Origin of the sequence: Polaromonas hydrogenivorans, from assembly GCF_040105105.1 — a bacterium.
Lineage (GTDB): Bacteria > Pseudomonadota > Gammaproteobacteria > Burkholderiales > Burkholderiaceae_C > Polaromonas > Polaromonas hydrogenivorans.
This window is the reverse complement of sequence record NZ_CP157675.1, coordinates 2,560,309-2,579,046: the sequence shown is the minus strand read 5'-3', so window position 1 is coordinate 2,579,046 and position 18,738 is coordinate 2,560,309. Positions and strand designations below refer to the sequence as shown.

Genomic DNA, 18,738 nt, shown 5'->3' with positions numbered 1-18,738 from the left:
TGAACTATCTACTTCATTGCGACAAAATTTCAGCGAGCTGCCGGATAAGCGGACGGCTCAAAATAAGGCTGGTTTGATGTTCAAAGATTTTGTTTCCTGCGCCGTCGATGGTCCTGCCGGAACCCTGCACACTTTGCGGGGCGGACGCGGTGCGCCGCTGTTGCTGCTGCACGGACATCCGCAAACGCATGCCATGTGGCACGCGGTGGCTGATGAACTGGCCCAGGTGTTCACCGTGGTCTTGATGGATTTGCGTGGCTATGGGGATTCGGTCCGGGTCGCCGCCGATGCTGGGCACCATGCCTATTCCAAGCGCGCCATGGCACTCGATGCCATCGCCGTGATGCGCCACCATGGGTTTGCGCAATTCCATGTGCTGGCCCATGACCGGGGCGCGCGGGTGGCGCATCGGCTGGCGGCAGACCATCCCGACGTGGTTCAGCGGCTGATGCTGCTCGATGTCGCCCCCACGCTGGGCATGTATGCCAACACGTCAGACGCTTTCGCGCGCGCTTACTGGCACTGGTTTTTCCTGATCCAGCCGTCGCCTTTGCCCGAGGCGCTGATTGATTCCGATCCGGTGCGCTATATCCGTAGCGTGATGGGCAAACGCCATGCGGGACTGGCGGCTTTTGCGCCAGCCGCGCTGGCCGAGTACGAGCGCTGCGCGCAGATTCCCGGCACGGGGCTCAGCATTTGCGAAGACTATCGCGCTTCTGCGACGGTCGATCTGGAGCATGACCGTGCCGACGTGGCTGCAGGCTTGAAATTGCTGCAGCCGCTGCGTGTGCTCTGGGCACAGCACGGTGCTGTTGGCCAGTGTTTTGATGTCATGCGCCTGTGGCGGGAGCGTGCCAGCAATGTATCCGGAGAGAGCGTGCCCTGTGGACACTACATTGCGGAAGAGGCCCCGGAATTGGTGCTCGCGCAAGCGCTTGAATTTTTTAACAACTGAACCAAAGGAAAATATCATGAGTAAAAAAAGAATCGCGGTCATCGCGGGCGATGGCATCGGCAAGGAAGTGATGCCTGAAGGCATTCGTGTGCTGGAGGCCGCGGCGGTCAAGTACGGAATCGACCTGCAGTTCGATCATTTCGATTTTTCCAGCTGGGACTATTTTGAAAAGCACGGCAAGATGCTGCCCGATGACTGGAAAGACCAGATCGGCGGGCACGATGCCATTTACTTTGGCGCCGTAGGCTGGCCCGACAAGATTCCCGATCATGTTTCGCTCTGGGGCTCGCTGCTGCTGTTCAGGCGGGAGTTTGACCAGTACATCAACCTGCGTCCCGCGCGCTTGATGCCTGGCATCATTGCACCGGTGGTCAGGCGTGATGGCAGCCCACGCCAGCCGGGCGAGATCGATTTTTATATCGTCCGCGAGAACACGGAAGGCGAATATTCCAGCATCGGCGGCAAGGCCTTTCCGGGTACCGAACGCGAGTTTGTGTTGCAGGAATCGGTATTTACCCGCATCGGCGTGGATCGTGTGCTGAAGTTCGCTTTTGAACTGGCGCAGTCACGCCCTAAAAAGCACCTGACCAGCGCCACCAAGTCCAACGGCATTTCAATTTCCATGCCCTATTGGGATGAACGTGTCGCCGAGATGGCAAAAAACTATCCAGCGATCCAACTCGACAAGTTTCATATCGACATCTTGACGGCACATTTTGTGCAGCGGCCGGACTTTTTTGACGTGGTCGTGGCCAGCAACCTGTTTGGTGACATCCTGAGCGATCTGGGGCCTGCTTGCACGGGAACCATTGGTATTGCCCCCAGCGCCAATCTCAATCCGGAGCGCAAATTTCCCTCGCTGTTCGAGCCCGTCCATGGCTCGGCGCCAGACATTGCCGGACGCAATCTGGCCAATCCCATCGGGCAGATCTGGTGCGGCGCCATGATGCTGGAATTTTTGGGGTACAAGGAAGCCCATGATGGCATTCTTGGCGCCATTGAGCATGTTCTCAAACCGCAAAATGGTGCGCCACGCACGCCCGATCTGGGTGGCCGCGCGGGTACTGCCGATGTTGGAAAAGCCATTGCCAATGCATTGACTGAACTGTAAAAACTGGTGTTGTCAAGCATGAAAATTACAGCCCATGCTTGGCATCCAAGGCAGAATCTACCAAAACAAAGATAGAATTCCGCTCCACAGCTTAAATACTTGCGCCGTATTGACAGCCTGGAAGTCCATCGCTTTAATGGATCCAGAATCAAGCCGTCCACGCCGCTCCTGCTGACACCGCCATGCCGTGTTTCTGGAAATAGGTATCAAGCCAACCAGATCAACTGACCAAATAACGAGGTGCTTTTTGTGAACAAGACTGAATTGATTGAGCACATTGCCCAGAATGCCGATATTTCCAAAGCTGCAGCAACGCGCGCTCTGGAGTCCACCATCAGTGCGGTAAAGGCCACGCTGAAAAAGGGAGGCTCCGTGTCTCTGGTGGGTTTTGGCACGTTTGCTGTCGGCAAACGTGCTGCCCGTACGGGCCGCAATCCCCGCACAGGCGATGCGATTAAAATCAAGGCGGCCAAGGTTCCAAAGTTCCGTCCGGGCAAAGCGCTCAAGGATGCATTGAACTGATGTAATGTTTTTATAGTGGGGTGCTTAGCTCAGTTGGTAGAGCAGCGCCTTTACACGGCGTAGGTCGGCGGTTCGAGTCCGTCAGCACCCACCACCCACTAAGAAAAGGCGAACCAGGGTTCGCCTTTTTTGTTGTTGCGCCCGCATGGGCTGTCATACAGGAAATTCGAGATGTTTGATTTCATTCGCAAGCACACCAAGTGGACCATGGCATTGCTGTTTTTGCTGATTGTTCCTTCCTTCATATTGGTTGGCATGAACAGTAAATCTGGTGCCGAAAAAGGTAGCGTAGTCGCCAAGGTGGATGGAACGGAAATTACCCAGCCCGAGTGGGACCGCGAGCATCTGAAAGAAGTGGACCGCCTGCGCGCCTCCATGCCGACACTGGATGCCAAGCTGCTGGATTCGCCCGAGGCACGCTATGCCACGCTGGAGCGCATGGTGCGTGACCGGGTTGTTGCCGTAGCTGCTGAAAAACTCAAACTCTCCACCAGCGACCAGCATCTTGCCCGAGAGTTGCAGAACAGTCCCGAAATTGCCGCCTTGCGGCGGGCCGATGGCTCGCTTGACATGGACCGCTACCGCCAGTTGCTGGGCACTCAGGGAATGAGTCCTGAAATGTTCGAAGCCAATGTGCGCACTGATTTGTCCAGGCGACAGGTTCTGGCGGGTGTTTCGGGCAGCGGATTTGCATCCAACTCGGCCGCTGACATGGCACTGAATGCCTATTTTGAAAAACGCGAGATTCAAGTCGCCCGTTTCAATACCACCGATTACGCCGCAAAACTGACGCCGACGGATGCTGACCTTGAGCAGTCTTACAAGGCCCATGAAAAACTTTTCCAGGCCCCCGAACAAGCCAGTATCGAATACGTACTGCTTGATCTGGAGGCGCTGAAAAAGGGCATTGCTGTCAATGAGGCTGATCTTAAAACCTATTATGAGCAGAATGCGCGGCAACTGAGTGGGGCCGAAGAGCGTCGCGCCAGCCACATACTGATCACTGCATCCAAGACCGCATCCCCGGAAGAGCGCGAGAAAGCCAAGGCCAAGGCAGAAGAGCTGCTGGCCACCGTTAGAAAGTCTCCTGAAACTTTTGCGGACGTAGCCAGGAAAAATTCCCAGGATCCAGGCTCCGCGACCAACGGTGGAGATCTTGATTTTTTTGCCCGTGGTTCCATGGTCAAGCCGTTTGAAGATGCTGCCTTTTCCATGAACAAAGGCGATATCAGCGAAGTGGTCGCGTCTGACTTTGGTTATCACATCATCAAGCTGACCGATATCAAGGCGCCCAAGCAGCGTACTTTTGAGGAAATGAGGCCAGAACTTGAAGCTGAACTGCAAAAGCAGCAGGCACAGAAGAAGTTTTCTGAAGCGGCAGAGGCGTTTTCCAATGGTGTGTATGAGCAGTCTGACAGCCTTAAGCCGGTAGCTGAGCGTTTAAAGCTTGAGGTTAAAACGGCTGGCAATGTAGGGCGTCAGCCTGCATCTGGCGCGACCGGCGCATTGGCCAATCCAAAATTTCTCAATGCTCTTTTTTCACCTGATTCCATTGAAAAAAAACGCAATACCGAAGCCGTTGAAGTGGGTCCAAGCCAATTGGTATCGGGGCGTATCGTGCAATACACCCCGGCTCGTACCCAGCCTTTGGCTGATGTAAAAGATAATGTTCGCCAGCGCTGGCTGGCGCAACGTGGTGCCGAAGAAGCACGCAAAGATGGAGTTGCCAAGCTAACTGAATGGAAGGCCGCACCTAGCACGGCTACGGCCCTAACTTCTCCCATTCTGGTATCGCGTGAGCAAGCACAACAATTGCCAGCTCAAGTCGTTGATGCAGCGCTTCGCGTTGATGCAGGCGCTTTGCCGATTTTTTCTGGTATTGATCTGGGAGCGCAGGGTTATGCCATCGTCAAAGTCAACAAAGTCGTGCCACGTGATGCTCCTTTAGAGGCTGCCGCCAAACAGGAGCGTAGCCAATATAGCCAATGGTGGACATCCGCGGAGGCACTCGCTTACTACAATGGCCTCAAAGACCGTTTCAAGGCGGAAATCCTGGTTGTCAAACCCACAGTGGCCAAGCTAAATTCAGAAGCAGGCGTAACTCAGTAATTAATACGGCAGCTTTACCGCTATAATGCATGACTCCGGTGGCTGTAGCTCAGTTGGTAGAGTCCAGGATTGTGATTCCTGTTGTCGTGGGTTCGAGCCCCATCAGCCACCCCAGTATTTATATGCAAACCCTGCTATTCAAAAGATAGCAGGGTTTTTTGCTTTTTGGCTCATGTAGCCACCGGTACAGCTTTTCTGTATCGTGTAGACAAAAAATAGCCAGGCTCCAAACAGGACTCAGAACAATGAATGAACTGTCAAGCCTTGGCGCCCTCGGCTTGGAGTTGCCCAGTCCGGCCTACCTCATGGGTTCAATTCTTTTCGGCATCATCGGCTATGTGGCGTTTCGCCGGGGTCGAAAAGCAGAAAGGCCCGAACTCACATGGGCCGGAGTGGCCTTGATGGCCTATCCCTACGCCATTTCACAAACCTGGCTGCTTTGGGTTGTCGGGGCTGTTTTGTGTTGTTGGCTTTATTCCAAGTGGAATTGAGCCCAGCCACTGCACCAGACTGTACAAAAACCACTCCGTGAGCGCAGAATCATCCGTCTGCGCCGCCATCAGGCGTGTTGCCATCAAGGAGTTTGTCGTGATTCGCAAAACCCCTATCGAGCGCTACCGCAACATCGGCATCAGCGCCCACATCGATGCCGGTAAAACCACCACGACCGAGCGCATCCTGTTCTATACCGGCGTGAATTACAAGCTGGGCGAAGTCCACGAAGGCACGGCGACCATGGACTGGATGGCGCAGGAGCAAGAGCGCGGCATCACCATCACCTCGGCGGCGACGACGACGTTCTGGAAAGGCATGGCCGGCAACTATCCCGAGCACCGCATCAACATCATCGACACGCCGGGCCATGTTGATTTCACCATCGAGGTCGAACGCTCCATGCGCGTGCTCGACGGCGTGGTCATGGTCTATGACGCGGTCGGCGGCGTGCAGCCACAGTCCGAAACCGTCTGGCGCCAGGCCAACAAGTACAAGGTTCCGCGCATCGCCTTCGTCAACAAGATGGACCGCGTGGGCGCCGACTTCTTGCGCGTGCAGCGCCAGATTGCCGAGCGACTCAAGGGCGTGGCCGTCCCGGTACAGATTCCGGTGGGCAGCGAGGACCATTTCCACGGCGTCGTCGATCTCGTGAAGATGAAGGCCATCCTCTGGGACGACACCAGCCAGGGTCTGCACTTCGAGTACGCCGAGGTTCCGGCCGACCTGGTTGAGCTGGCCAGGGAATGGCGCGAGAAGATGGTCGAGGCCGCCGCCGAAGCGAATGAGGAACTGCTGGGCAAATACCTGGCGGGCGAGCCCTTGAGCGAGGACGAGATCAGGCAGGGCCTGCGCCAGCGCACGGTTGCCAACGAAATCGTGCCCATGCTTTGCGGCAGCGCCTTCAAGAACAAGGGCGTGCAGGCCTTGCTCGACGCGGTGATCGACTACCTGCCTTCGCCGCTGGACGTGCCGGCGATCCTGGGCCATACCGTGGACGACAGGCCTGCCGAGCGTCACCCGAGCGACGAGGAGCCGTTCTCGGCGCTGGCCTTCAAGATCATGACCGACCCCTATGTCGGACAGCTGATCTTTTTCCGCGTCTATTCGGGCGTGGTCCGGGCAGGCGACACGGTTTACAACCCGGCCAAGGGCAAGCGCGAGCGGCTGGGCCGCATCCTGCAGATGCATGCCAATGTGCGCAACGAAGTCAAGGAGGTGCGTGCCGGTGACATCGCGGCGGCCGTGGGCCTGAAGGACGCGACGACCGGCGACACGCTGTGCGACCCGGGCCATGTCATCATCCTTGAGCGCATGAGCTTTCCGGAACCGGTGATCTCGCAAGCCGTCGAGCCCAAGACCAAGGCCGACCAGGAAAAGATGGGGATGGCCTTGAGTCGTCTCGCCCAGGAAGACCCATCGTTTCGCGTGCACACCGACCATGAATCCGGCCAGACCATTATTGAAGGCATGGGTGAGTTGCACCTTGAAATCCTGGTGGACCGCATGAAGCGCGAATTCGGCGTGCAAGCCAGCGTCGGCAAGCCGCAGGTGGCTTACCGCGAAACCATCAGGCAGGCCGTCAACGACGTTGAAGGCAAATTCATCAAGCAATCGGGCGGGCACGGCCAGTACGGCCATGCCGTGCTCAACCTCGAACCCTTGCCGCCGGGACAGGGTTACCAGTTTGTCGATGCGATCAAGGGCGGCGTGGTGCCGCGCGAATACATTCCGGCGGTTGATAAGGGCATTCAGGAGAGCCTGCGATCTGGCGTGCTCGCGGGCTATCCGGTGGTCGATATCAAGGCGACGCTGGTGTTCGGCTCCTACCACGATGTCGATTCGAATGAAAACGCCTACCGCATGGCCGGCGCGATTGCGTTCAAGGACGGCATGCGCCGTGCCAGGCCCGTCCTGCTCGAACCGATGATGGCGGTCGAAGTTGAGATGCCCGACGAATTCATGGGCCACGTCATGGGCGATCTGTCTGCGCGTCGCGGCAGCATCCAGGGCATGGAAGACATTGCCGGCGGTGGCGGCAAGCTGGTGCGTGCCGAAGTGCCGCTGGCCGAAATGTTCGGCTACTCGACCGCGCTGCGCTCACTCACCCAGGGCCGGGCAACCTACACGATGGAGTTCAGGCACTATGCGCAAACGCCACCCAGCGTTTCCGCCGCGATTGTGCATACCCAATAGGTCATGCCGCTGTGCCGCGTGGGGGACGGGCCGCTTGCGGCATTCCCTCTTTATGGTTTCCGGGATTCCAATAAAGAACCCCCGCCTCAAGGGGCAGGGGTTCTTTGTTTGGATAAAGCCGAGTTAGAGCGGATGCACCCTGACTTTCAATCACGGAATTCAAGGCATCCAGCGGCTTATTGCTACTGAATTCATAGCTGCTTGCGCAGAGCGCGCCTGCGCAATAGGCCTATTTGATGCTAAAAAGTCGTTTGCTGGTTAATACGGGTTCGCTCTAAGGCAGCGGAATTGTTGTCGAACCCCCGGGTGTCAGCGATAACGTGGAAACTGCCTGCCCGCCGTAGGTGGTGCCGCCGACGTTGATACCCGTCATCGGCACTTTCACGGATGTGGTGGACGGATTGGTCAACTCAATGGTGGCCGTGGGGCCGTACACGATGCGGCCCTTCAGTCCTGCTGTGATGGCCGTGTTGTAGGCCATGCGCGCCTCCATGATCTGTCCGATCTCGGTCTGGCTCGGACTCAGTACCGGCAGGGTGTACATGGCCTTGTACTTGGTGACCACCGCGTCAAGCAAGTCCGACAGCACCGATTTGTTGTTCGGGCCAGCGCCGTCATAGTCGCGCAGGTTCGCGGCATGGAACATCCACGAGTTGGCGTTGTACTTGAGCATGTAGCGAACCAGAACCTCCGACTCCCGGTCCAGGATCTGCTCATACGTGGAGTCGCCACCAAACCACGACGTCTGGCCCGCAGGCGGAGGCACGACACCGGTAGCACCGAAAAAGTAGTTGTATTCAGACGTCCACTCCAGCGGTGTCGAAGCGTTGTAGTACAGGTTGGTTGGGTAGCGCGGAATGATGAAGATGCGCGGATTGCCCGGAACAAACGTGTCGCGTGTGCTGTAAAAGCCAGCGTTCGGCTTGACGGGGTCAAGCGTCGGCCTGAAGTCGTAGGTCTTGGACGTGTCCATCAGGATGTAGCGCAAGCCGAACTCCTGGGCCGCTTGCCAGAACACCGGGTTATCCAGGCCTGAGATGTCCGGCTGGATGAAGGCGTTCTTGTTGTACAGGGCAAACGTCACCGGCGGTGAGCTGCGCAGGCCGGTCGCCACTTCGTGGTTTGACTGGAGCACCTGCTTCATCCCGGTCACGGTCAGCGGCACAAAACCCGGGTTCGACGGATCGGTTGGCGCCAGCGAGGAGTGATCCCATGTATGGTTGATCCATCGGAATGCATTGGGATTGGCGCGCACCGCGGGAGAAAGCGTGTCAGTCAACTCACCCAGATTCAGCAGGTTGGAATCCGCCGTGTTGTAGCCAACGCCATTGAAAGGCACCTCAAGCCTGAACGCCGCTGTCTGAGGGTTGGCTCGCAGGGCTGTCTGCCAAGCCACCAGGCTGGTGTAGTCGGTCCCGTCATTGCGGTGACGAAAGGCTGGATTGCCCACCGGGGTGGTCTTGGTGAGCGGATCCCACAACTCATCCGGAATGAATACATCGTCAGGCTGCGCGCTCAGGTAGATCTTGCGCTCTCCCAGAAAGACGCCCTTGGTCACCCAATTGACGATGCCATAGCCCAGCAAAAGGGAATGGGTGAGTTCCGGGTTGTTGTCCGTCGCAATCGCCAGGTTTTGCCAGCCTTGGGTGGCCGTATGGACGGAGGCGATGGTCCTCGCGTCCGGCGTTTGCAACAGCGGTACGGTTGCACTTGAAACCGGCATGCTTGGGTAGGTATAGACACCTCCCTTGATCGAGATCGGATTGGCCGTGTTCAGGTAGCCAAAAGCTTGCTGCCCGAGCGGCGTGAATGTCGCGGTAAGCGCGCTTGCATCGGTCGCAATGGTTTCAACCGCCGAGGTCAGGCCATAGGTCAGATCCAGCGGCTGGTTGTTGACGTCGATTGTCTGAGCCGGACGCGTGTACATCGTCGCCGACCGCACGCCAAAATCAAATTGGTACTGCCGCAGCATGGCCCACTGCGCAGCGGTCATCGCACTGGGGTAATTGTTCGTGGGTGCGTTATATGCAGCAAGGTCACCTGTCGCCAGGATGATGCCCTGGTATTTCCCGTTGCCGGCGCCATCGGACAAGGTACCCGCCACCATTTGCAGCGCGGTCGGGGTTCCCGTGAGCACGATCTTGTCATAAGGCACGCCGATCTGGTCAAGTATCGACAGGGCGGCCAGGTAGCTTGGCGCTGTATCCACGGCCGAGATCACCAGCAGCTTCATGCCGACCGTCCTGGGTGCAACATTGAGTGCCGCCGATACCACCGGGCTACCGTTGGTCGGCGTGACGGTCGCTACCGGCGTGACTTCAAACGTGATGGGGTTGCCCTGGTCGGCGCCCACCAGCGTGTAGGTGCGAGCCGTTGCACCGGCAATGGCGACGCCGTTGCGCAGCCAGCGGAAGGTCGAGGCTCCCTGCGGATCGCTGTTGGCATCGGCATAGGTGTAGTTGCCGGTCAGCAGTTGGCCAACTTGCGCCGTGCCGCTGATGGCCACACTGCTGGCAGTCGGTGCGGCAGGCGCAACCACCACATCGGCAGCCGTCACTGCCGCCGTCGCGCCCGATGTTACCGGTGTGCCCGTTGTCGGCACAACGGTCGAAACCGGAGTCACTTCAAACGTGATGGGGTTGCCCTGGTCGGCGCTGACCAGCGTGTAGGTGCGAGCCGTTGCACCGGCAATGGCGACGCCGTTGCGCAGCCAGCGAAAGGCCGAAGCTCCCTGTGGATCGTTGTCGGCATCGGCATAGCTGTAGATACCGGTCAGCAATTTGCCAACTTGCGCCGTGCCGCTGATGCCAACACCACTGGCGGTCGGTGCGGCGCCAACGCTGGTGCCTGGATCTACCGGTGGCGTTGTGACTGGCGGCGTTGTGACCGGTGGCGTTGTGACCGGCGTTGTGACCGGCGTTGTGGTAACTGGCGCCACGGACTGCCCGGAACTTGAATCCCCGCCCCCGCAAGCGGCCAGTAAAGTGGTCGCCATAAAGGCAGCCATCAGTGACGCCATCTTGGAGAGCCGGTACTTGTTTGGCCGGATTTCAGCGTTCAGGGCAACCGTTGTTGCGTAATGGGGCAACACATCCGCCCTGGAGAGGGCGGAGGAACGCCAATGAGGAAGTTGTAGTTTCACGGTGGATTCCTTGCTCGATAAATCGGTTGAACAAAAACAGGTGCTGGCTCGGTCGGCGCCATTACCGCCGCGTGGGCACTGGCGGCTGGGGGGTTGATGGGTAATGCGGTGGCTTGACAGGGGCGGGTTGGGCCTCGCGGTGCGAGTGCTTTGCGTGGTCGTCAACAGGACGAACCGGGTCGGCTGTACTACTGCTGTTGGCGGGTGCATTGGGCGCGGCCTGCGCCAGAACCTGGCCAGCCAGGCACAAGGCTGCGAGCGCCATGCCAGCTTTGGTGAGCGGCAACCACCGCAGTGGAAATGGGGCATGTGTCTTCATGAACGACTCCTTGAAAAATGACTTGACTGATTGAAAAGTGCTTGGTTGACCAGGGGGTTGCACCGAGAGTATTTTTGTGATTATTTCCACATGCCTTATTCCAGCATTACCATGCTGGTGCGGGAATGGTCAGCGTGCCATTGGCACCTAAAGAAATGGTCGAAATAGTCTGCCCGCCATAGGTTTCCTTGACAGTGCCGTAGTTAATCCCGGTCAGGGGTGCCTTGACCGGTTTAACCGTTTTCAATGAAATACTATTGGTTATTCCCAGCACAATACGGCCACTGACGCCGGAGTCGTTATACGCCATTCTGGCCGCCATCAAAAGTCCGGTGTCATGCTGGCTTGGACTGCGTATCGGCAGTTTGTACATGCTGTTGTATTTCGCCAAAGTGGCATTGATCAGATCTCCAAGCAATGAATTCTTGTTGTCATAGGCACGCAGATTGGTCTGGTGAAACATCACGGAATTCAGATCAAATTTCAACAAATACCTGAGCCATATTTCAGACTCCTTATTCAGCAGTTCACTGTAGGTCAGTTTATGGTCCCAAGTAGGAAACAGACCGCCTGGGGCATAAAAATAGTTGTACTCGGACAGCCACTCAGTGGGTGTTGAGACGTTGTAGTACAAATTGGTTGGGTAGCGGGGAATGATCAGGATGCTGGGCTGATGGAGACTGTAGAAACCAGTGTTGGGGCTGGGATTTTTCCAGCCGGGCTGTGAAGTATCAGACAAAATATAGCGTATGCCGAAATCCTTGGCAGCCCTGAGAAACTCGGGATTATTCAGCCCTGAAATTTCGGGTTGAATCATGCTGTCTTTTTGATACTTGGTGAAACCCAGCTGTTGCGCCACCGTATGATTTTTGCTGAGTTGCGCCAGCGCATTGGCGTAGCTGATGTCGGTCAGCAACTCATGCTCGTAAGTGTGGCTGAGCCATTTGAATTGACTGGGTTTGCTTCGTATGGCTGCTGTCAAGGTATCGTTAGGATAAATCCCTGACGCACCAACACCGTTGTATGGCATTTCCAGTTCTATCTGCGCTGCATTCGTGTTCGATGCGCGCACTGCATTTTGCCAGGTGATGAGCCGGTTGTAATCATTGCCCGTTATCCGGTATTCACTCCCGGTCTGGTCGGACAAACGTAATGGATCCCAAATATCATCTGCAATCATGATGTCATCAGGTTGTGCGTTCAGGTAAACCTTGCGCTCCCCCAGAAAGAAACCCTTGCTTACCCAGTTGACTACGCCATAGCCCAGCAAAAGAGTGTGGGTCAGCTCCGGATTTCCATCGGTTGTGATAGCCAGATTCTGTCGGCCATCGGGGTAGGTATAAATGGATGCGAGGGAATAGCCATCCGCGGTGTTTAACAAAGAAACCGGGTTGCTACTCGAAATCGGTTTGACCAGATAAGTCCAGGCACCCGTAATGGAAACAGGGCTGGCTGGGTTCAAATAACCGAACAGTTGCTGTCCAGCCGTCGTCAAACTGGCCTTGAGCGGTGTGTAATTGGTATCGGCGGCGCTGATCGGTGTCAGTCCATAGTTGTCGGGTGCGCCTGCCGGATAGGTATACAGGGTTGCCTGCCTGACCCGAAAGTCAGCTTCATATTGCCAGAGCATTTGCCATTGGGCTTGGGTAAATGCGCTTTGCCAATTGTTCGGGGACGCTTCATAGGCGAGATTCCCGGTAGTGAGAAGGACACCCTGATAACGTCCTGCACCCAGTCCATCAGACAAGGTTTGCGCAGTCAGTGGGGTTTTACTGGCGACCAAAGTATCGTAGGGAACGCCGATCTGATTCAAAATCGACTTGATTCCAGAAAATACGGGTTCGTTGCCATCCGCCGATACAACCAGCAACTTCATGTTAATTGACCTGGGTGTTTCGGCAGCAGCTGGCGCAAGCCAGAAAATGGTAAAGAAAATTGCCGCGAGGATGAGTTTCAGGGTGCGTGATCCCCAATAAAAAAACTGCCGCTGCAATCGCTTTTCCGGTCCCTCCCGGATTAAACCGTTCGGCACAAGCGGCGGTTTGACGCCGCTTGTGACCAGAGCACGGTACAAGTAAAAATGTTGTAGTTTCATGATTTACTCCCAATTTAAACCATTATTCTTGGTTAGATCTATTTAATCAACACTTCATGCATTTACCGAAGATCCTTAACCATCTGCTGCGGTTTTGTAGCCAGTTTTTCAGGCTCGGCCCGAGCACGTTTGGCTTCGCGGTGCTTATGTGGATGTTTGACCCTGTCCGTTGAAACAATGACTGGGGATGCGTCATTCGGATTGGATGGGGCGGGTTTATTCGGTGCCGCCTGCACCGCCATCTGACTGACCAGCAATGCCAGCATCAAGCCGATTTTTGTGCTTGAAATCCAGGATGGAGATGAGCGAGAAAGTAATGCCATGGAAAGCTCCTTTATGAAATGAATTGATAAAAGCGATGTGACGCCGCAGTGCTTCTTCGGAAATGATGGAACTTGACAGGTTTCCATGGCAGCTTCTCCTTCAAAAAATGACCGGTTGCAACATGAATGTTTCGTATTCGAGCTGGTCGAGTTTTCGCAACAGGCTGACCAGGCCGAAGCTTCCCGTCAGCAATACGGCGAAGGCAAAGCCATAACCAAAGAAGTCCGGACCGAGGTGCAGGCTCAGCCAGGAAAAGAGCATGTTGGAGACGAAGAAAAGAAGGCACAGCCCCAAGGCGGCTTGCCGCTGGTCAAGGTAAAAAAGTACGTTCAATACCGCCAGCAGCAGCAACTGCATGACGACCGCCACTAGGTCAATGCTCAACAGGGCGCGATACGTCGGAGCAATACCGAACCACATCAGCAACTCGTCGCCCATCATGAGCAAAATGAATGTTGTTGCGCCCTGAACCTTGAGCATGGCGAGCATGCCGAGCCGCACGGCTTCAGCCAGGTCTTTCTTGGCCGCCATGACTTGGGCCAAGGTGCCGCCGCGCGTGATGGTCTGGTAAAACTTTTCACATTTCTCGGAGAAATCTGTTTCTATCCGGAGCAGGAAAACCGCCATGCCGGGTATCAGCGACAGATAACTGAGAAAGATCGGGAGGTCGTAGATCGGGGAGGCGCGCAAGGGGCCGACAACATTGACGCCGGTGAACGAATCGGTCCAGAAAAGAAGCTTGTCCGCCCAGACGCCGGCATTGTAAAAAAGCCCGGTAAAAATCAGGCTCGGGTAGATCTGGTCGCGCCGCAGGAAATCGAACGACACCATCAGATCCCCGGGATACTGGCGCACCACCAACACCAGCAAGGCGAAGAACAGGCAGACCTGGCCCACCACGAAACCTAGCAGCAAGCCCGCCAGGCCAAAATCCCGCAAGCCCAGCGACGCGCCGACGGTAATGCCATAGCCCATCAGGAACGCCAGCAAGATTTGTTGATAGGCCTTGATGGCCGACGCAAAAATGACCAGCACCCAGATGCCGCACAAGGTGACAAACCCTGTCAGCATGCATTGCCGGTACAACAGGGAGCCGTCGAACCATAGCGCCAGCGCAATGGTTCCCAAAAGACCGGCGCTCAAAAATGTCACCATCAAGGCGCCAAATAGATTGGCCAAAATCAGCCGTGGGCGCCGCTCGAACAGGCGGTCCGCCACGAAACGGGTAAACATCAGCTGCAGTGGACTGGTCAGAATCAGCGACAAGGCCATCAGGTACGTGATCGAGACCTGGAACTGGTCGATGAACTTCGAGGGAACATTCTGGCGGATATTGATCAGGCTGATGGCGAAGATCGCGACAATCGACAACACCCACGGTCCGCTTCCGATGATTGCGGCAAACGCATAAGCCTGGCTCCGCCCGCTGATCGAATTTTTATGCAGCAGCCGGCGCAGTTCGAAGCCGATTCCAGCCATTAGAGTTCACCCATCTCTTGATAGATGTCCCGGTAGCTGTCGATCACCCTGGATTGCTGGTAATAGCGCTCGACACGGGCAATCCCCGCCTGCTGTGCGGCACGCCAGCGCACCGGATCGGTCAGCAGCGCAAACGCCGCACGCGCGAGCGCATCGTGATCCACGATGGGCACCACATCACCGGCACGGCCCAATGCACAATCGGCGGGCTCCCTGCCGTCGATGAGCGCGCGGCAGGCGCCGACATCCGTTGCCAGTACCGGCAGTCCGCTGGCATGGCTTTCAAGGATGACCAGTGGAAAGGCCTCGCTGATGGACGTCAGCACCAGCAGCCCCAGCTGCGGCAGCAAGTCTTCGATCTTTTGAAACCCCATGAACCGGATGTGCTCTTCCAGCCGCAGACTTTGCACCAGCGCCTTGCATTCATCGACATAGCCCGGGTCTTCTTCTTCCGGGCCGATGAGCCAGCCCTGGACTTCCGGCAGCCTGTTCACCAGCACGCCAATCGTACGAATGAAGGTCTTGATGTCCTTGATCGGAACGATGCGTCCGATCAATCCCAGAACCATCGGTATCTTGTCTGGGCGGCATGCGCGCAAGGGTGCAAACCGCGCCACATCGACACCGTTGGGAATAATGTGGGTGCGCGCCGGATTGGCGCCGTCACGGATCTGGCGCTCCCGGTTTTTCTCGAAAAGCGTGATGACGGGGTCGGCCGCGACATACACCAGGCGTCCGATTCCCTCGAACAGCCGCACCCAGGCCTCGTTGTGGTGCTCCATGCCCGAATCGGGAATCGGCGTGAACCATCCCTGCTGCTCGCGCAGGAACATGGATTGCAACTCGATCTTGCGTTCCTTGGTATAGATGCCATGCTCGGTCAGGATGAGGGGCCGGCCGGTCCGTTGCTTGAGCATGGACCCCAGCAGCCCGGCATAACCGGTTGACAAGGTGTGAAAGACGCCAGAGGGTGCAATCGTGCGCGCGATGGCCGCAAGCTTCATCAGCGGCGTGTGCATATTGCGCACGGACCAGAAATAGGACTGGAATGAAGCATTCGGACAATAGCGGGCATAGCTTTCGCTTATTTGCGCCCACGCCGCCTTGCTGCGGAAGAAATCCTTTGCGCATGCGCCGTCCGTTTCGCCCTTTTGCAGCACCACCCGGTCCAGCCATGCGTTCTCCGGTTCGCCGTCGGGACTGCGAAACCACTCATGCAGCTTGGCGCTGTCCGAGAAATACGCACGGTCACCCTCGCGTTCATTCATATCCTTCAGCTCAACACCATCCATCAGGTAATGACACTGAAGATCGCGAACATTGGGCGGCAGCCGGTAACGAATTTCTTCGTTTGCCACGCGTTCCGCGCCAAGGTACACCAGCGAAAAGCTGAACTCTGGCAGGCCTTCGATCAACTGGTGCACCCAGCCTGAAACGCCGCCGCGCACGAAGGGGTAGGTGCCCTCCAATAGCAGCGTGATATCCGTCTTATGTTGTCTGGGTGAGGTCATGGCTTGGTTTTTCCCAGTAAGTTGAGACCTTGTTCAGCCGAAGCCGGCTGCTGCCATTTCCAGCCTGTACCAGGTGGTTTTTGACATCGGAATATTGCCGCGTGAGGAAGGCAATTTCGGCGAGAAACGGTTTGGTTTGCCGCAGGTCGATGCCCGACCGCCTGGCGTTCTCGAAGGCATCGCTTGCGCTGTCAAGCTTCATCTCGGTGAGCAGAATGCGGCCAAACAGAAGCTGCAGGCCACCGTCTTGAGGGCGCAGTTGGAGGGCGGCCTGCACATGTTCATGCGCACGGGCGCACAGAAGGAGTTGCGTGCTTCCCTGGGAGGCACCGAGATGGGCCAGTGCCCAGTAATCGTGCGCCAAGGCCTTGTGCTGCACAAAAGCCTGATCTGGCGCGCAGTTGCCAAGTTGCGCATTCCTATCGCGAATGCGCGCTTCAATGGTTTTTTCTTTCCGGTTCAGGAGGCCATAGGCCAGAAGCCGGACATCATCTTCCGGGTCTTTCAGCGCCAGCCGCAACAAGGGCGCCGCATCCTGGTCTTTCAGTGAGAGTGTTGCAATCAGGGCCGCGATCCGGTGCGCTGGATCAGCGGCATACTGAAGTGGGCCGGCCAGTTCGCAGGCTCTTGAGATGCCCGCCATGCCGCGCGGTTTGGCGGGCTGGATCGGCAAGCCGAGCGCCTCCTGTGAATGCGTCCACTTGTCCGAGCGTGGAGTCAGGCTCTGATGGCGTAAGGCGGGAACGATGCAGGCCAGCAGTCCAATCATTCCCAGTACGGGAATAAAGACGATGGTCGCGAAAACAAACAGGCACGATGCGGCCAGGGGTTTGCGGTAGGGGCCTGGCAACAGCTTGAGCAGCGCCAGTGAAAACAGCAGGCATGCGCTTGCGTGCGCGACCGAAAGAACAACCAGGCCCCCGACCGAAGGCTTGCCGTCCAGCAGCAAACTGAACAGTCCTGCATCGAGCAGCAGAAGCATTGCGCACCATGGCTGTGCCGGGATCACAGGGCTGCCTCCGAGAGAAAATGCAGAGGCTTTTCCGGCATGGATTCAGGGGCCTCCATGTCACATGCGGCGCAGACCTCCGCCAGCATTTCATCGGCGGTACGGTTCTTGTCCAGCATCCATTGATACGTGACGAGTCCGTGCAGTGCCGCGTCACTGCCCGCTTGCTCGCGCTCCAGCCGCGCCAGGTAACTCTTGACGCCGGCCTCATCGGTCAGTGGCAAGAGCTTCACAATCACCGACTGGCCTTGCCGGTTGATTGAAATCCAGCTTTGGTCCAATCCACGGCTGCTGTTGCAGCAGTGGTTCACCAGGCTGTCGCGATGCTCGGCATCGACAATCTTGCAGGCGATCAATGCCGCCGGCAAGGCATGTCGTTTGGCATCCGCAAGATTGCGCTGCAGGCACTCGCGCAAGGCGAACGGACTTTGCGTCTCGCCCATGGGCCGGGTCCGGCGCGACAAAATGTCCCCGATATGCCTGCCCAGCACCCCCAGCAATTCAAAAGTATCCTGATGGATGCTCAGGAACGGCATGTCGTAGATGCCGACGATGCCATGAATATGGCCGGCAGCATCGATCAGGGGCACGACGGCGATGACATGTTCGTGCACCGCTTCATTGTTCGCATGCACGCTGGTCAGCGAGCCGGTACGCAGCGTTTCCCGCAGCAAAGGGTTGAACAGCGAGAGGTCCGTGGCTTTGCCGACCATGGCGACGGATGGCAGGCGCAGAATGCCTTTCCCGTTCATTTCATACAGGGCCGCGATATGCAGGTTGCCGGCCTCCACCATGATCTCCAGAAGCCACTCGCCGATTCCGCCGAGCGGCTCATCACGCGTCACGTCGAAGACCGGGTCGCGCAGTTCAAGCCGGTCCAGTGCGGCGCGTAAATTGTTGGTGCCGCCGGCCATCCTGCGCTCAAGCTGTGAATGCGAGACCTGCAGGAGCTGGTAAGCACTGGTGAACTGCTCCAGGCGGGTCTGATGGTAGTGGCACAAATAGTCAAGTTTTCGGACCCGGGCATTCCAGATGTCGCGCGCTTGACCTGCACCCATCCCGACGAGCAACAGGCCAATCGCTTGCGTTTTCGGAAATTCACCCAGCAAACCAGGCTTGAGGTAGGCCATCCCGGCAAAAACAAGCACCGTCAGGAGGGAGCCGCAGGTACCGGCCAAAAAGCCGTATTGCAGGCCCAGCAGCAGGGGAAACAGCACCAGCGCAGGCAACACCATTGGCAAGGACTGAGCCTGGACAAACCATAGCAAGGCGGTGGGAATCAAGCCGCCGAGAACAATGATTTCGAGAAAAGTCGCGCCCGCCAGCTTCATGTCGAAATTCGATGAGGCCAGGCTGCGAGCAGCGCTCCCGTTTCGGTTCATGGGTGCGCCGTCCGAGGTGCGTTCCTGCGCTGGCGTTTCAGGCGTGGCACCCGGCGAGCGAAAACCCCGTACTTTGATTGGCCTGCGCAAGA

At 57.2% G+C, this 18,738-nt stretch carries 14 protein-coding genes and 2 tRNA genes; 8 read left to right on the top strand and 8 right to left on the bottom strand.

The genetic code is table 11. The features are described 5' to 3' along the window. The first annotated feature begins 76 nt into the window (after window positions 1–76). The 8 genes from ABLV49_RS12375 (at window position 77) to fusA (ending at window position 7,385) form a co-directional block, all read left to right on the top strand. The gene (locus ABLV49_RS12375) at window positions 77–955 is read left to right on the top strand and encodes an alpha/beta fold hydrolase (RefSeq protein WP_349276774.1); all 879 of its coding nucleotides are present in this window, start codon (window positions 77–79) and stop codon (window positions 953–955) included. 16 nt (window positions 956–971) lie between these two features. Then, a complete protein-coding gene (locus tag ABLV49_RS12370; RefSeq protein ID WP_349281700.1) occupies window positions 972–2,066 on the top strand; it encodes a tartrate dehydrogenase in 1,095 nt (364 codons plus the stop codon). Window positions 2,067–2,315: 249 nt separating this feature from the next. Beyond that, window positions 2,316–2,588 carry an HU family DNA-binding protein gene (locus ABLV49_RS12365; RefSeq protein ID WP_011801034.1) on the top strand — a complete coding sequence of 91 codons (273 nt, stop codon included), beginning with the start codon at window positions 2,316–2,318 and terminating at the stop codon, window positions 2,586–2,588. Between the two features lie 18 nt (window positions 2,589–2,606). Then, a tRNA-Val gene (locus ABLV49_RS12360) sits at window positions 2,607–2,682 on the top strand. A gap of 77 nt (window positions 2,683–2,759) precedes the next feature. After that, window positions 2,760–4,697, top strand: coding sequence for a SurA N-terminal domain-containing protein (locus tag ABLV49_RS12355; RefSeq protein WP_349276772.1), 1,938 nt, complete (start codon window positions 2,760–2,762; stop codon window positions 4,695–4,697). Between the two features lie 38 nt (window positions 4,698–4,735). After that, a tRNA-His gene (locus ABLV49_RS12350) sits at window positions 4,736–4,811 on the top strand. A gap of 131 nt (window positions 4,812–4,942) precedes the next feature. After that, on the top strand, window positions 4,943–5,188 hold the full coding sequence (locus ABLV49_RS12345) for a hypothetical protein (protein ID WP_349276770.1): 246 nt from the start codon (window positions 4,943–4,945) through the stop codon (window positions 5,186–5,188). Between the two features lie 97 nt (window positions 5,189–5,285). Then, window positions 5,286–7,385, top strand: coding sequence for an elongation factor G (gene fusA, locus ABLV49_RS12340; protein WP_349281698.1), 2,100 nt, complete (start codon window positions 5,286–5,288; stop codon window positions 7,383–7,385). Between the two features lie 274 nt (window positions 7,386–7,659). Here the strand turns inward: fusA and ABLV49_RS12335 are convergent, their stop codons facing one another. The 8 genes from ABLV49_RS12335 to ABLV49_RS12300 form a co-directional block, all read right to left on the bottom strand. Beyond that, entirely contained in the window at window positions 7,660–10,380 is a 2,721-nt protein-coding gene (locus tag ABLV49_RS12335; RefSeq protein WP_349276769.1) for a hypothetical protein, read from the bottom strand. 208 nt (window positions 10,381–10,588) lie between these two features. Further along, entirely contained in the window at window positions 10,589–10,846 is a 258-nt protein-coding gene (locus ABLV49_RS12330) for a hypothetical protein (RefSeq protein ID WP_349276767.1), read from the bottom strand. A 106-nt stretch (window positions 10,847–10,952) separates the two neighbouring features. Further along, the gene (locus ABLV49_RS12325) at window positions 10,953–12,941 is read right to left on the bottom strand and encodes a hypothetical protein (protein ID WP_349276765.1); all 1,989 of its coding nucleotides are present in this window, start codon (window positions 12,939–12,941) and stop codon (window positions 10,953–10,955) included. 62 nt (window positions 12,942–13,003) lie between these two features. Continuing rightward, window positions 13,004–13,351: a hypothetical protein gene (locus ABLV49_RS12320; protein WP_349276763.1), complete on the bottom strand. Its 348-nt coding sequence runs from the start codon at window positions 13,349–13,351 to the stop codon at window positions 13,004–13,006. A gap of 13 nt (window positions 13,352–13,364) precedes the next feature. Next, a complete protein-coding gene (gene pelG, locus ABLV49_RS12315; RefSeq protein WP_349276761.1) occupies window positions 13,365–14,744 on the bottom strand; it encodes an exopolysaccharide Pel transporter PelG in 1,380 nt (459 codons plus the stop codon). Beyond that, window positions 14,744–16,255 carry a GT4 family glycosyltransferase PelF gene (gene pelF, locus ABLV49_RS12310; RefSeq protein WP_349276759.1) on the bottom strand — a complete coding sequence of 504 codons (1,512 nt, stop codon included), beginning with the start codon at window positions 16,253–16,255 and terminating at the stop codon, window positions 14,744–14,746. The genes pelG and pelF overlap by 1 nt, the downstream gene beginning before the upstream one ends. Further along, complete coding sequence (locus tag ABLV49_RS12305; protein WP_349276757.1) at window positions 16,233–17,204, bottom strand: hypothetical protein; 972 nt, start codon at window positions 17,202–17,204, stop codon at window positions 16,233–16,235. Before ABLV49_RS12305 ends, pelF begins: the two co-directional genes overlap by 23 nt. A 56-nt stretch (window positions 17,205–17,260) precedes the next feature. Further along, entirely contained in the window at window positions 17,261–18,646 is a 1,386-nt protein-coding gene (locus ABLV49_RS12300) for a PelD GGDEF domain-containing protein (protein ID WP_349276755.1), read from the bottom strand. Between the last annotated feature and the right edge of the window lie 92 nt (window positions 18,647–18,738).